Origin of the sequence: Actinomadura chokoriensis (genome assembly GCF_041463665.1) — a bacterium.
Classification (GTDB): Bacteria; Actinomycetota; Actinomycetes; order Streptosporangiales; family Streptosporangiaceae; genus Spirillospora; species Spirillospora chokoriensis_A.
Genome location: NZ_JAXCEJ010000019.1, coordinates 90,405 through 104,593, shown reverse-complemented (window position 1 = coordinate 104,593; position 14,189 = coordinate 90,405). Strand labels below are relative to the sequence as shown.

Below are 14,189 nucleotides of genomic sequence, written 5' to 3'. Positions count from 1 at the left end.
GTGCCGCCGCTCCTTCCAGGGCGGCGGCACCGGGGCACCGGCTACTCCGTGGCCGTTCCAAAACGCGGGATCCAGGGCGGCAGCGTGCCCTCGGAATTCACCGCCTTCTCCACGAACGCGATGCCGCGGTAGAAGTGGACGGCGCCGACGTGCTCGTGGACGCCGTCGCCGCGGGCGCCGGCGTCCGGCAGGTCCTCGTGGTGGAGCCCGTCCACCAGCTCCTTGAGTGCGCCGACGCTGGTGCGCGGTGAGTCGAGGTCGCCGGCGTCGCCGCCCCACCCGGGCCAGTACGAGAACTGGGTGTCCTCGACGACGTAGTAGCCGCCGGGGCGCAGGAACGGGAACAGCGTCCCGAACGTGCCGATCACGTGGTCGCTGCGGTGGCTGCCGTCGTCGATGATCACGTCGAAGGGGCCGTGCCGCCGGGCGAGGTCCCGCATGAAGTCGGCGTCGCTCTGGTCCCCGCGCAGGGTCGTGATGCGCGGTTCGCCCGGCAGCGACTTCTCGTGGATGTCCACGCCGTAGACCAGCCCGCGCCGGAAGTAGCGCCGCCACATGCGCAGCGAGCCGCCGCCGAGATGCGGTTCCTCGTACCCGCCGATGCCGATCTCCAGAAGTCGCACCGGCTCGGCCCGCAGCTCGGCGAAATGCCGCTCGTAGCACGGCGCGAACCAGTGCAGGCCGCCGTTCTTGTCCGTGCCGTACCGGACCGCGAGTTCGGCGAGGCCGGGCGAGACGGGGTCCAGCGCGGCGAGGAGGACCCGGGTGGCCCGCGCCACCGGGTCCATCCGCCGCAGCCACGCCTTGGGGTCGGGACGGTCGGCGGACGAGTCCCTGCCGAGCCGCAGTTCGACCCGGCGGGTGCGGCCCGGCCTGCCGCCGGGCGGCCCGTACAGCTCGCGGGCGAGGTCCGCCAGCTCGTAGCCGATCCACATCGGGGCGTGCGGATCGCGGCCGGAGGTGACCGTGACGCCCTTCTCCGTGATCGAGAAGGTGTGTCCCAGCCGGGACGGGCCGTGCGTCACGTCGAACTGGACGGCCACGTCGGGCACGCCGGGCAGCGGCAGGCAGCGCGCGGCGATCTCCGCGGCCACCGCGCCGGCGACGGCCTCCGCGCCGCGTTCGTCGACGACGCGGGCCATGTCGTCGGGCCGGGCTCCGGCGGCGACGACCAGACTGTCGATCACATCGTTCATCGGTACTCCTCCAGCAGATCCACGACCTCGGCGGGGCTGTGCCGCTCGGCGTTCTCCGCGGCGAGGGCCCGAGCCCGGTCCTTCAGGGCGTCGTCGTCGAGCAGGGCGCGGCACGCCGCCACGACGGCCTGCTCGCTCACCTGCTCGGGGGTCAGGCTCAGCCCGGCCCCGGCTCCGGACACGCGGTCGGCGTTGCCGAACTGGTCGGCGAAGTGGGGCAGGACGAGCTGGGGGACGCCGCAGGCGGCGGCGGTCATCGTCGTCCCCGACCCGCCGTGGTGAACGATCGCCGCACACGAGCGGAGCGTCTCGGCGAGCGGCAGCCGCCCGAGGCGCACGCCGTCCGGCAGGTCGCCGAGCACGTCCCGGTGCCGGTCGTCGATGGCCACCAGTACCTCGGCTCCGAGGTCGGTGAACGTCCGGAGCGCCGTTCGCCACGGCCCGCCCGCGGCCGGGTCGCGGGCCAGGATCGTGCCCAGCGTCAGGCAGACCCGGGGCCGCGGCGGGCGGCCCAGCAGCCACCCCGGCAAGGCGGCGGGGCCGTTGTAGGGCACGTAGCGCATCGCGGCGACGTTCACCGCGTCCCGCACGGCGGGGTACTGGAGGCTCCGGGGGCACACGTCCACCGTGAGCGCCGGAGCGGGGAGCCCGTCCTTCGCCGCCCGCAGGGGGAACGCCGCGGCCGCCGCGCCGGCGATCTCCTCGCGCATGGCGAGCCCCCACAGGTGCCGCACCCAGGACACGCCCGCCGCCGCGGCCGCCACCGGGCCGGCGAACTCCACCGGCTCGGCGACCACGAGGTCGGGCCGCCACGTCTCCACCAGGCGCGCCGTGCCCGGGAGCGAGCGGACCGCGAGTTCCCCGAACCGGTAGCCGCTGTGCCGGAGCGCCCGGTCGCGGCCCGACCCGTGGACGAAGGGGCCGCCCTCGGGCGGCCGGAGCCAGGCCACCAGGTCGACCGGGTCCGCCACGGTCGCGGCGGGCAGGCCGGCCTCGTTCACCACCGGACGGAAGTTCTCCGCCGTCCCGACCAGGACGGTGTGGCCCGCCGACCGCAGCGCCCACGCCAGCGGGACGAGCGGGTACAGATGCGCGGGCGCCGGACAGCATGTGAAGAGGATCTTCACCGGGACGCTTCTCCTTTCACGGGCACGTTCCGCTCGGACACGGCGCCGTGCCACACCTCCGGGTGGTGGCGGAACGCCTGCCGCAGCGCGTCCTTCCAGTGCGGCATCGGGTCGAGCCCCGCCGCCGCCCAGCGCGTGTGGCCGAGCACCGAGTAGGCGGGACGGCGGGCCGGGCGGGCGAACCGGGTGAGAGGCACCGGGCGCACCCGATCCACGGCCAGCCCGGCATTGCCGAACACCTCGCGCGCGAAGTCGTACCAGGTCGCCTGACCGCGCTGGGTGCCGTGGTAGACACCGGCCGGGGCGGCGCCGGCCAGGGCACGCCGGCCGAGCGCCGCCAGCCGCTCGGCCAGCGACCGGGTCCAGGTGGGCTGACCGTGCTGGTCGGCGACGGCCTCCACCGTCTCGAGTTCGCGGGCGAGCCGCAGCATCGTGGAGACGAAGTTGCGCCCGTGCGCGCCGTACAGCCAGGCGGTGCGCACGATGTACCCGGTGTCCGGCAGCGACTCCAGGACGGCCCGTTCACCGGCGACCTTGCCGCGCCCGTAGGCGTTGATCGGTCCGGTCGGCGCGGCCTCGGGGTAGGGCGACGTCGCGGTCCCGTCGAAGACGTAGTCGGTCGAGACGTGCAGCAACCGCGCCCCACCGGCCGCGCACGCCTCCGCGAGCGACCGCACGGCGGTGCCGTTGACGGCGGTCGCGGCGGCCTCGTCGCGTTCGGCGGCGTCGACGTCGGTCCAGGCGGCCGCGTTGACCACGAGGTCGTGGCCGCGGACGGCGGCGCGGACCGCCGCCGGGTCGGTCACGTCCAGGTCGGCGCGGGTCGCGGCGGTGGCGGCGACGCCCTCGGCGGCGAGCACGCCGAGGAGGTCCCGGCCCAGCATCCCGCCGGCGCCGGTCACCAGCCAGCGCCCGCTCATCGCGGCACCGCCGGCGGCGCCGCGCGCCCGAGGAGCGGACGCCACCAGTCGCGGTTCCGTTCGTACCAGGCGGCCGTCTCGGCCAGCCCCTCCTCGAACGGGATCGCGGGCCGGAAGCCGAACTCCTCGGCGATCTTCGTGCAGTCGAGGGAGTACCGCAGGTCGTGGCCCTTGCGGTCCGTCACGTGGTCGACGCTCTCCCACCCGGCCCCGCAGGCCGCCAGCAGCCGCGCGGTCAGGTCCCGGTTCGCCAGCTCGGTGCCCCCGCCGACGTGGTAGACCTCGCCGGGCCGCCCGTGCCGGGCCACCACGTCGATCGCGCGGCAGTTGTCGTCGACGTGCAGCCAGTCGCGGACGTTGGCCCCGTCCCCGTACAGCGGGACCCTGCCGCCCTCCAGCAGCCGTGTCACGAACAGCGGGATCAGCTTCTCCGGGAACTGGTAGGGGCCGTAGTTGTTCGACGACCGGGTCACCACGACGTCGAGCCCGTGCGTCCGGTGGTAGGACAGGGCCAGCAGGTCGGACGCCGCCTTGGACGCCGCGTAGGGCGAACTCGGATCGAGCCTGGTCTGCTCGGTCCACGAACCCTTCGCGATCGAGCCGTACACCTCGTCGGTGGACACCTGCACGAAGCGCCGCACCCGGTGCCGCAGCACCGCGTCCAGCAGTACCCGCGTGCCGAGGACGTTGGTACGCACGAACGGAACGTCGCTCCCGATCGATCGGTCAACGTGGGATTCGGCGGCGAAGTGCAGCACCGTGTCGTGCCCGGGCATCAGGGCGTCGACCAGTCCCGCGTCGCAGATGTCGCCGCGGACGAACGTGAGCCGGGGATCGTCGGCCACCGGGGCGAGGTTCGCCGGGTTGCCGCAATAGGTGAGCTTGTCCAGCACCGTTACCCGGACGGAGACGTGCTCGGGATCGTCTCCGCTCAGCAGCGTGCGGACGTAGTGCGAGCCGATGAAGCCCGCTCCGCCGGTGACGAGAATTCGCATGGCGCCTCCTCAGGGTCCCGACGACAACATGTCGCCGACCAGCCCGGTGCCGTGCTCGGCCGACAGGAAGAGCGGATGGTCGAGGACCTCCTCCAGGAACGGCAGGGTCGTCCGGACACCGGGCCCCTCGACCCGGAACTCCGCCAGCGCCCGGCGCATCCTCGCCAGCGCCTGCGGCCGGTCCGGGGCCCACACGACGAGCTTGGCCAGCAGCGAGTCGTACGCGGCCGGTATCCGGTATCCGGGAAAGCAATGCGTGTCGACCCGGACGAACGGGCCGCCGGGCGCCGCGAAACCGGTCAGCGGTCCCGGGGTCGGCGCGAAGCCGCGTTCGGGGTCCTCGGCGTTGATCCTGCACTCGATGGCGACGCCGCGCGGCATAACGTCCGACTGGCGCATCGACAGCCGCCGCCCGGCGGCGATGTGCAGCTGCTCCCGGACGATGTCGATGCCGGTGACCATCTCCGTCACCGGATGCTCGACTTGGACACGGCAGTTGACCTCCAGGAAGTAGAACGACCTGTCGGTGTCCACCAGGAACTCGAACGTGCCGGCGCCGACGTAACCGACGGACCGGGCGCCCAGCACGGCCGCCTCGGCGATCCGCCGGGTCAGCTCCGGGGGCAGGGCCGGCACGGGCGTCTCCTCCACGAGCTTCTGGTGGCGCCGCTGGACGGTGCAGTCCCGCTCTCCGAGGGAGACGACGTTGCCGTGGGCGTCCGCGAGCACCTGGACCTCCACGTGCCGCGGGGACTCCAGGTACCGCTCGACGTACACGCGGCCGTCGCCGAACAGCGTCAGCGCGGCGGCCTGCGCCTTCCGGTACGCGTCGGCGAATCCCGCCGGGTCGGCGGCGACGTGCATGCCGCGCCCGCCTCCGCCCGCGGCGGCCTTGACGATCACCGGGTAGCCGATGGTCCCGGCGATCCGCGCGGCCTCCTCGGCCGGCACCGGCTCGCGGGAGCCGGGCAGGACCGGCATCCCCTCGTCGGCCAGGACCGCCCGAGCGGCGATCTTGTCGCCGAGCAGCCGCGTGACCGCGGCGGGCGGCCCGATGAAGGTGAGGCCACTGGCCTCGCAGATCTCGGCGAAGTCCGGGTCCTCCGACAGGAAGCCGTAGCCCGGGTGGATCGCCTCGGCGCCGGTCCGGGACGCCGCCTCGATCAGGGCGGGGATGTTCAGGTAGCTGCGCCGGGCCGGAGCCGGGCCGACCTGCACGGCCTCGTCGGCGTAGCGGGCGACCGCGGAGTGGCGGTCCTCGGTGGAATGCACCGCGATGACGCGGAGGCCGAGTTCCCGGCAGGTCCGCGCGACCCGGAGCGCGATCTCCCCGCGGTTGGCGATCAGCACGCCGCCGAACAGCGGCGCCTCCCGCGGGCGCCGGTCAGGCCGGCGCGAGCGCGAAGAGCCGCTCACCGTATTCCACCGCCGTACCGTTCTCGCGCAGCACCTCGGTGATCCGTCCGTGCTGGTCGGCCTCGATCGGGACCATCAGCTTCATCACCTCCAGAATCGCCACCTGCTGGCCTGGGACGACCACATCGCCCTCCGCGACGAACGCGGCGGCCCCCGGCTCGGACGCGCGGTAGAAGACACCGACGCCGGGCGCGCACAGGTAGGAGCGCCCGTCATCCCCTGCCTCGATGTCGCCGCCGGGGGTCGGTGCCGGCACGGTCGCCGTCGCGGTCGACGTCGCGGTCGCGGTCGTCGTAGCGGGCCATTCGATCTCCACTGCGATGTCGCCGACCCGGACGCGCAGCGAGTCCGGTGGCCGCGCCGACACCGTCAGCAGATCCGCCACCGCCCTGCGAACCGCCTCCAGGACGTCCGCCACCGGCACGCCGCTCTCTCCGGCGAAGACCGGGCGATCCTCGCTCACCGGGGTCGTGTCGCCGCCGGTCATCGCACACCCCCCAGCCGTGGACTCGCGAGCGAGCCGTTCTCGGCCGAGTCGTTCGCGTCCAAGTCGTTCGCGTCCGAGTCGCCGCCGTTCGCGCCGAAACGCCGGAACCGCTCGCGGCGTCGGGACACCAGCCGGTCCCGGGACAGCGGCCGCAGTGCGCGGAGCTCGGCGCTCAGCACGGCGCGCAGGCGGCGCGCGGCGCCGGCGTGGTCGTGCTCCGCCCCCCGCTCCGGCTCGACCAGCACGCCGTCGACGACGCCCAGCCGCAGCAGGTGCCGCGCGTCCAGCCGGAGCGCCGCCGCCGCGGCCGGCGCCGCCGCGGCGTCCTTCCACAGGATGGCCGCGCACCCCTCCGGGCTGATCACCGAGTAGAAGGCGTTCGAGTAGATCAGCACGCGGTCGGCGACCGTGAGGGCCAGAGCGCCGCCGCTCCCGCCCTCACCGATCACCACGGCGACGATCGGGACGGGCAGGGCGGCCATGAGCCGCAGGTTCTCGGCGATGGCGACCGCCTGCCCCTGCTCCTCGGCCTCCGCACCCGGATAGGCGCCGGGGGTGTCGACGAGGGTCACCACCGGCAGCCCGAGCTTGGCCGCGAGCCGCATCAGCCGCGCCGCCTTGCGGTATCCCGCCGGGGTCGGCATGCCGAAGTTCCGCGCGGCCAGTTCCGCGAGGTCGTGGCCCTTCTGCTGGCCGATCGCCACGACGGCCAGGTCGCCCAGCCGGCCCAGCCCGCCGACGATCGCCGGGCAGTCGGCGCCGATCCGGTCGCCGCGGAGTTCCTCGAACTCGTCGAGCGCCTCGCGCAGGTAGTCCAGCGCGGTGGGCCGCCCCAGGTGCCGCGCCTGACGGACGACCTCCCATGCGTCGCGCTCGGCGAGCCCCTCAGGATCGGTGACCAGGACGTCCCCGCCCGGACCGACCTCGCCGGGAGTCTCGGCGCCGTGCTGGACGCCCAGCCGCAGAAGCCGGCCGAGCATCGGACGCAACGTCCCCCTCGGCCGTACCGCGTCCACCATCCCGTGCGCGAGAAGGAACTCCGCAGACTGGAATCCCTCCGGCAGCGACCGGCCGATCGTCTGCTCGATGACGCGCGGCCCGGCGAACCCCAGTCGCGCTCCGGATTCGGCCACGATCACGTCGCAGAGCGTCGCGAACGAGGCCGCCACACCCCCGAACGTCGGATCGGTGATCACCGAGACGGTCAGGACGCCCGCCTCGTCGAGCCGGGCGAGCGCCTGGCTCGTCTTGGCCATCTGCATGAGCGAGATGGCGCCCTCCTGCATGCGCGCACCGCCCGAGGCGGTGACGATGATCAGCGGGATCCGCTCGCGCAGGGCCGTCTCGGCGGCCCGCGTGACCAGTTCCCCCGCCGCGGCGCCGAGACTGCCGCCCATGAAGCGGAAATCCATGACGGCCAGAATCGCCTCTCGGCCCTCGATGGCGCCGCGTGCGCAAAGGACCGCGTCATCAAGGCCCGTGTCCCGCCGGGCGTCGTCAAGGCGCACGCGATAAGGCCGGGAATCGACAAAACCGAGGGGGTCGTCCGCGGTTCTGGAAAAGCTCAGCGGCCGGACGGATTCAGGATCGCAGAGCTGTTCGATCCGTTCCGGAGCGGCGACCTGCCCGTGCCGCCCGCACTCCGGGCATACCCTCAGGTTGCGACGATATCTGGGGACATAGACAACGGCCCGGCATTCGAGACACAGCGTCCAGTCATCCGGTTCTCTGTGCTGCTTTTGCGCCTTTCTCAGCATGCCGCCTCCCTCCATTAGCCCGACATAAGGCTGACATGGCGAACACGACCCTCGATTGAGCGAGGAGTGACTATCTTTGGCCGACCAGAGATAGGCGATTGAATACGCCCGGATCCGTTTTGCGGCACAGGGCCGCGCGCGGGGGGCGGGTGGCGTGAGCCGGGTTCAGGCCCGCGCGGGACGGGCCCGTCGCAGGTCGGCCCTATGGCGCCGGCAGACCTCATAGTCGGGGAGCAGACCGGCCGCCCGCGCCTCGGCGAGCGAGGGAGCCCGGGCGTCCTTCTCGGAGATGATCGGAGACTCGGAGGGCCACTCGATGTTCAACTCGGTATCGAGTGGGTGGACGTCGCGCTCGCGCTCCGGCGTGTACGGCGTCGAGCACAGGTAGGACACCGTGGTGTCGTCCTCTAGGGCGTAGTAGGCGTGCCCCAGTCCCTCGGAGATGTAGACGGCGAGCCGGTCGACCGGATCGAGCCTGACCGCCTCCCAGCATCCGAAGGTGGGCGAGCCGACCCGAACGTCCACGATCACGTCCAGGACCGCGCCGCGCAGGCAGGAGACGTACTTGGCCTGCCCCACCGGCACGTCGGCGAAGTGGACGCCCCGCAGCGCGTCGCGCGCCGACACCGTCAGGGTCACCTGCGACACCTCCAGCCGATGACCGATGACCCGGGCGAGCAGGTCGGACCGGTACGCCTCGACCAGCAGCCCGCGGACGTCCCCGTGCGGCACGGGTTCGACCATCCATACGCCCTCGATGCCCAAGGGGGTGATCTTCACTGTCGCTCCTTCACTCCTGCGGCCGGCGCGGCCGGCACGACGGCTCGGGGCGCGCGACTCATGGGTTCGCGTTCGAGGAGGTCGAGCAGGTACCGGCCGTACCCGCTGACGAGCAGCGGCTCGGCCAGCCGGCGCAGCGCGGCGTCGTCGATCAGCCCGTTGCGCCAGGCCACCTCCTCGACGCATCCGATCTTCAGGCCCTGGCGTTCCTCGATCACCCGGACGAACTCGGCGGCCTGCACGAGCGAGCCGAACGTCCCGGTGTCCAGCCACGCCGTGCCCCGGTCCAGCACGGTGATCGACAGGCTTCCCTCCCGGGCGTAGACCTCGTTGACCGAGGTGATCTCCAGCTCTCCGCGCGCGCTGGGCTTGAGCCTGCGGGCGATGCCGACCACCCGGTCGTCGTAGAAGTACAGGCCGGGCACCGCGTACCGCGAGCGCGGGTACTCCGGTTTCTCCTCGATCGACAGCACGCGGCCGATGGAGTCGAACTCCACGACGGCGTACGCCCGGGGGTCGGCGACCGGATACGCGAACACGTGCCCGCCGGAGACCGTCGCGCACTGCCGCAACTGCCGGCCGAGCCCGACGCCGTAGAAGACGTTGTCGCCGAGGACCAGGGCGGCCGGCCCGCCGTCGAGGAACGCCTCGGCGATCAGGAACGCCTCGGCGATGCCGCCGGGGAAGTCCTGGACGCCGTACTCGATCCGCAGCCCGAGATGGCCTCCGTCGCCGAGCAGGCGGCGGAACTGCCCGCTCTCGTGCGGCGTCGTGATGACCATGATCTCGCGCAGCCCGGCCATCATCAGCGTCGACAGCGGGTAGTAGATCATCGGTTTGTCGAAGACGGGCATCAGCTGCTTGGACACCGCCCGCGTGACGGGCCACAGCCGCGAGCCGGTGCCCCCGGCGAGGACGATCCCGCGCACGTCAGCGCTCCGCGGCCGGTGCGGGCCCGCCCGCGCTCACGGTGCCCCGCTCCGCGGTGGGTGCGGGCCCGCCCGCCCGGCCCGTCACGGCGTCCCCCTCCGCGCCGCGACGGCCGCCTCCTCGACGATGGCCTTGATGCGGCGCATCTGGATCGGGGTGTTGCGGTCGATGCGTTCGGTCATGCCCGCGGTGTCCACCGGCGCGGTCGGCTTCATCGCGAAGTCCTGCACCCAGCGCATCCGGACACCGCCGCTGACCTCGGTGTACTCCCACCGGATGTCCATGTGCTCGAACGGGCCGGTCTCGACGCGGTGCGCCGTCACGGTGCGGGTGACGGGATCGGGCGTGCGCTCGGAGACCCAACTCCAGACGTCGCCGTTCTCGTCCGGGTGCATCGTGAGGCGGAAGCGAAGGGTATCGCCGCTGCGCTCCAGGACTTCGGCCGCGGCGTACTCGCTGAACAGCGAGGGCCAGTTCGCCACGTCGTTCGTCATCTCCCACACGAGGTCCATGGGGGCGTCGATGACGATCTCGTTGTCGGTGTGGCCGGTCATGTCGCCGCTCCTTAAAAGGGTGTTGATGAACGTGAGGATGCCGCCGGGCATGGTGCTGTCGATGTGCTGTCACGGGTCGGTTCCGACGATCAGCGCGGAGTTGAATCCGCCGTAGCCGCGGGCGAGGACCAGCGCGGTGCGCAGCGGCGCCTCGCGCGGCCCCTCCCGTACGAGGTCCAGCCGGTGTTCCACGGCGGTCGTGATCGCTCCGCTGGACGGAGGGATCACCGCGTCGCGCAGGGCCAGCACCGCCGCCGCCACATCGAGCGGCGCGCCGCCGGCGTACATGCGGCCGGTCAGTGTCTTGGGCGCGGTCACCGGCACCCCGTACGGGCCGAACACCGCCCGCAGCACCGTCGCCTCCTCCCGGTCGAGGGACGGCACCCCGGCTGCGTCGGCGAACACCACGTCGATGTCGGTGGGGTCGAGCCGGGCATCGGCCAGCGCGGCCTCGACCGCGCGGCGCAGCCCGGGCTCGCGGCCCGACCCCGGGGGCGGGTCGAAGGTGGCGGCGTAGCCGAGCAGCGCCCCGTACCCGGGGTGGACGCCGCGCTCGCGCGCCGACGCGGCGGTCTCCATGATCAGGATCGCGCCTCCCTCGGCCGGAACGTGGCCGCCCGCCCCGGCGTCGAACGGCAGATAGCCGCGGGCCGGATCGTCCGACCGGCTCAACCGGCCGCTGGTGAGCTGGCAGACCAGCGCATAGGGGGACAGCGGCGCCTCAGTCCCGCCGGTGACCGCCACGCGGGCGTCGGCCCGCAGCGCCCGCCGGGCCGAGGCGATGGCGTCCAGCCCGCCGGCCTGCTCGGCGACGAGGACGCCGCACGGCCCGCGCATGCCGTGCCGGATGGAGATCTGGCCGGTGCTGGCGGCGTAGAACCAGGCGGTCGACTGGTAGGCGCCGACGTGGCCGGGGCCGCGCGCCCACAGCTTCTCGATCTCCCGCTGGCCGAACTCGTTCCCGCCGGACGAGCTCGCCGTGATCACCGCCATGTCGTACTCCGGCAGCCCCGCCGGGTCGATCCCGGCGTCGGCGAGCGCCAGCTCCGTCGCCGCCAGGCCCAGCTGCGTCCACCGGTCGGTCTGCACCGCGAGCCGCGCCGGCACGAGCCCGGCGACGTCGACGTCGCCGATCTCGCCGGCGAGCCGGACGGGGTAACCCGTCGAGTCGAAGCGGGTGATCGGCCCGATGGCGTTCACCGCGGCCAGCGTCGCGCGCCAGTACTCCGCGTGCCCGATCCCCGTGGGCGCCACGACGCCCAGCCCGGTGATCAGCGGTGGCGGCGCGCTCACGCCGCCCTCCCCGGCGCGGTCAGCACCATCGCCGACTGGAAGCCGCCGAAGCCGCTGCCCACGTTGAGCACCACGTCCACCGCGCACTCCCGCGCCGTCAGCGGGACGTAGTCGAGGTCGCACTCGGGGTCGGCGTGCCGCAGGTTCGCGGTCGGCGGGACCACCCCGGTGTCGACGGCCAGCGCGCAGGCGGCGATCTCCAGCGAACCGGCCGCGCCGAGCGAGTGGCCGATCATCGACTTGATCGAGCTGACCGGGACGCGGTAGGCGTGCCCGCCCAGGCTCCGCTTGAACGCCGCCGTCTCGTGCCGGTCGTTCTGCTTGGTGCCGGATCCGTGGGCGTTGATGTAGGACACGTCGTCGGGTGCGAGCCGGGCCTCCGCCATGGCCGCCCGGATCGCCTCGGCCATCTCCCGGCCGTCCGGACGCAGCCCGGTCATGTGGTAGGCGTTGCCGCGGCTGGCGAAGCCTGCCACCTCGCAGTAGACGTGCGCGCCCCGCCGGCGGGCGGCCTCGGCCCCCTCCAGGACCATGATCGCGCACCCCTCGCCGAGGACGAAGCCGTTGCGGGTGCGGTCGAACGGCCGCGAGGCGTGCTCCGGATCGTCGTTGTACGGCGAGGTGGCCCTGATGGCGTCGAAGCACGCCACGCTGATCGGGGAGATCGGCGCGTCCGAGGCCCCGGCGACCACCACGTCCGCCGCCCCCTCCTGGAGCAGCCGGACGCCGTGGCCGACCGCGTCCAGGCCCGAGGTGCACCCGGTGGAGATCAGCGCGACCGGCCCCTCCGCGCCGGCCTGCCAGGCGACCTCGCGGGCCAGCGAGCTCGGCACCAGGTAGTCGTACAGGTCGGGGACCGCCCGTCCGGCGTCGACGAGCCACCGGTCGCCGTGGTCGCTCACCACCGTGTACTGGGTCTCCAGCGCCATGGTGCAGCCGACCGCGGTGCCGACGCTGACCCCGATCCGGCCGGGCGGCACCGCGCCCGGGACGAGCCCGCTGTCGGTGATCGCCTCCCGGGCGGCGCCCACGGCGAACTGCGCGGCCCGGTCGAGACGCGCGGCCTGGTCGGCGGTCAGGCCCGCGGCCTCCGGGACGAAGTCGCATTCGGCGGCTATCCGGGAGCGGAATCCCGCCGGGTCGAACAGGGAGATGGCACGGGTGGCGGTGCGCCCGCCCGTCAGCAGGTCCCAGAACGGTTCGCGCCGGACGCCCCCCGGCGCCACGACCCCGACCCCGGTGACCGCCACTCTCGGCTCGGCGGTCATGGCGCCGGCACCTCCGGCGCCTCGGGCGGCGGCTCGGTGTCGACGTGGCCCAGTTCCGGGCGGGGCGCGAGCGGGCACAGGTGGAAGACGGCGAACGCCTCGGCGGAGCCGTTGTTCTCCACCCGGTGCCGCGCCTCGCGCGGGATCAGCGTGGACTGCCCGGCGGCCAGGTCGACCGGCGCGCCGTCGACCCGGAGGGTCAGCGCGCCGGAGACGAGGAAGAAGAACTCCTCCGAATACGGGTGGTAGTGCTCCGAGACGTACTCGCCGGGCTGGAGCGTCAGGACCCCCATGAACCCGGAGGTCGCCCCCGCCGTGGTCGGGCTGAGCAGGATGCGGATGTCACCACCGTGGCGGTGGTTCGCGGGAACGTCGGACATCGTGATCCTGGCAGGACGGCCGGTGGACACGTTGTACTCCTCTCTCAGGGGCGCGTCGCGCCGTCGGCCGGATCGGCCAGGGCGGCGACGAACACGTGGAACGCCAGGTCGGGGACCTGCCGCCGCTGGACGTCGGTGAAGCCGGCGGCGGTGAGGACGTCGTGATGGACCTCGTCGGAGTGGACCTCGCCCATGTCCGTCCACGCGAGCATCAGCACCGAGAACATGTGGGCCTCGGGATCCTCGGCGGGCGGCCCGGTCCGCACCATGCTGACGACCGCGACGCGGCCGCCGGGCTTCAGCGCCCGTGCGGCCCGCCGAAGCAGTTCGGTGGCCCGGTCCGGGGAGAAGTGGTGCAGGACGTTGGTGACGAGGATCAGGTCGTAGGGGCCCTGGTAGTCCACCTCGAACATGTCGCCGGCGATGAACCGGGTGCGTTCCCGCACCTGCTGCTCGGCGGCGTGCTTCTCGGTGATCCGCAGGACGTTGTCCCAGTCGAGGCACGCGAGGGTCGCCTGCGGGAAGCGGCGGGCGACGCCGAACCCGTACAGCCCGTGCCCGCAGGCCACGTCGAGCACGTCGAGGTCCGGCCTGTCCGCGGCCCAGGGCTCGAGCATGTCCGCCATGACCCGCGCGGTCGGCAGCGTCACCGCCGAAGCGAAGGAGGCGAAGGTCTCCCAGTACCCGAACCCCGGCGTCTCGGCGTTCTCCTCCTCGACCGAGCCGCCGTGACGGACGGCCTGGGTCAGTCGGCCGAGCGACTCCCACTCGTAGTCGCTGGCCATCACCTTCGCCATCTCCCCGTAGTAGGAGGGGCTGGTGCTGACCAGGAGCTCGCCGGCACCGGGAACCAGGCGGTAGCCACCGGATCGGGCGTCCACCATCCCGGACGCCGCGAGGGCGTCGAGCAGGATGCGGATCCCGCGGGGGTGGGCGCCGGTGCGGCACGCGATCTCGGCACTCGTACGGGCGCCCCCGGCGAGGGCGTCGAACACGCCGAGTTCGATCGCGGTCCGCAACAGGCTGGTCTTCTTGTAGGCCCGCATGACGTCGTTGAGCCAGGCGCGGGTGATGGTCATCGCTCGC

General features: G+C 73.3%; 14 protein-coding genes. All 14 read right to left on the bottom strand.

Annotated features, from left to right (window positions below):
• Nucleotides 1–41: 41 nt before the first annotated feature.
• Nucleotides 42–1,196, bottom strand: coding sequence for a hypothetical protein (locus SM418_RS26760; RefSeq protein WP_371943890.1), 1,155 nt, complete (start codon nt 1,194–1,196; stop codon nt 42–44).
• Entirely contained in the window at nt 1,193–2,323 is a 1,131-nt protein-coding gene (locus tag SM418_RS26755) for a nucleotide disphospho-sugar-binding domain-containing protein (RefSeq protein ID WP_371943891.1), read from the bottom strand. Before SM418_RS26755 ends, SM418_RS26760 begins: the two co-directional genes overlap by 4 nt.
• Nucleotides 2,320–3,243: a dTDP-4-dehydrorhamnose reductase gene (rfbD, locus tag SM418_RS26750; protein ID WP_371943892.1), complete on the bottom strand. Its 924-nt coding sequence runs from the start codon at nt 3,241–3,243 to the stop codon at nt 2,320–2,322. The genes SM418_RS26755 and rfbD overlap by 4 nt, the downstream gene beginning before the upstream one ends.
• Nucleotides 3,240–4,238, bottom strand: a complete 999-nt coding sequence (rfbB, locus tag SM418_RS26745) for a dTDP-glucose 4,6-dehydratase (protein WP_371943893.1) — start codon at nt 4,236–4,238, stop codon at nt 3,240–3,242. The genes rfbD and rfbB overlap by 4 nt, the downstream gene beginning before the upstream one ends.
• Before the next feature lie 9 nt (nt 4,239–4,247).
• The gene (locus SM418_RS26740; protein WP_371943894.1) at nt 4,248–5,654 is read right to left on the bottom strand and encodes an acetyl-CoA carboxylase biotin carboxylase subunit; all 1,407 of its coding nucleotides are present in this window, start codon (nt 5,652–5,654) and stop codon (nt 4,248–4,250) included.
• Entirely contained in the window at nt 5,623–6,141 is a 519-nt protein-coding gene (locus SM418_RS26735; protein ID WP_371943895.1) for an acetyl-CoA carboxylase biotin carboxyl carrier protein, read from the bottom strand. Before SM418_RS26735 ends, SM418_RS26740 begins: the two co-directional genes overlap by 32 nt.
• Complete coding sequence (gene accA, locus SM418_RS26730; protein WP_371966116.1) at nt 6,138–7,898, bottom strand: acetyl-CoA carboxylase carboxyl transferase subunit alpha; 1,761 nt, start codon at nt 7,896–7,898, stop codon at nt 6,138–6,140. The genes SM418_RS26735 and accA overlap by 4 nt, the downstream gene beginning before the upstream one ends.
• A gap of 165 nt (nt 7,899–8,063) precedes the next feature.
• Nucleotides 8,064–8,678, bottom strand: a complete 615-nt coding sequence (locus tag SM418_RS26725) for a dTDP-4-dehydrorhamnose 3,5-epimerase family protein (RefSeq protein WP_371943897.1) — start codon at nt 8,676–8,678, stop codon at nt 8,064–8,066.
• Nucleotides 8,675–9,607, bottom strand: coding sequence for a glucose-1-phosphate thymidylyltransferase RfbA (rfbA, locus tag SM418_RS26720; protein ID WP_371943898.1), 933 nt, complete (start codon nt 9,605–9,607; stop codon nt 8,675–8,677). The genes SM418_RS26725 and rfbA overlap by 4 nt, the downstream gene beginning before the upstream one ends.
• A gap of 84 nt (nt 9,608–9,691) precedes the next feature.
• Nucleotides 9,692–10,162 carry an SRPBCC family protein gene (locus SM418_RS26715; RefSeq protein ID WP_371943983.1) on the bottom strand — a complete coding sequence of 157 codons (471 nt, stop codon included), beginning with the start codon at nt 10,160–10,162 and terminating at the stop codon, nt 9,692–9,694.
• A 69-nt stretch (nt 10,163–10,231) separates the two neighbouring features.
• Nucleotides 10,232–11,455: a ketosynthase chain-length factor gene (locus tag SM418_RS26710; protein WP_371943899.1), complete on the bottom strand. Its 1,224-nt coding sequence runs from the start codon at nt 11,453–11,455 to the stop codon at nt 10,232–10,234.
• Nucleotides 11,452–12,723 (bottom strand): beta-ketoacyl-[acyl-carrier-protein] synthase family protein, encoded by a 1,272-nt coding sequence (locus SM418_RS26705; protein ID WP_371943900.1) that lies wholly within the window; start codon nt 12,721–12,723, stop codon nt 11,452–11,454. Before SM418_RS26705 ends, SM418_RS26710 begins: the two co-directional genes overlap by 4 nt.
• Nucleotides 12,720–13,103, bottom strand: a complete 384-nt coding sequence (locus tag SM418_RS26700) for a cupin domain-containing protein (RefSeq protein ID WP_371943901.1) — start codon at nt 13,101–13,103, stop codon at nt 12,720–12,722. Before SM418_RS26700 ends, SM418_RS26705 begins: the two co-directional genes overlap by 4 nt.
• 44 nt (nt 13,104–13,147) lie before the next feature.
• Entirely contained in the window at nt 13,148–14,182 is a 1,035-nt protein-coding gene (locus SM418_RS26695) for a class I SAM-dependent methyltransferase (RefSeq protein WP_371943902.1), read from the bottom strand.
• Nucleotides 14,183–14,189 lie beyond the last annotated feature (7 nt).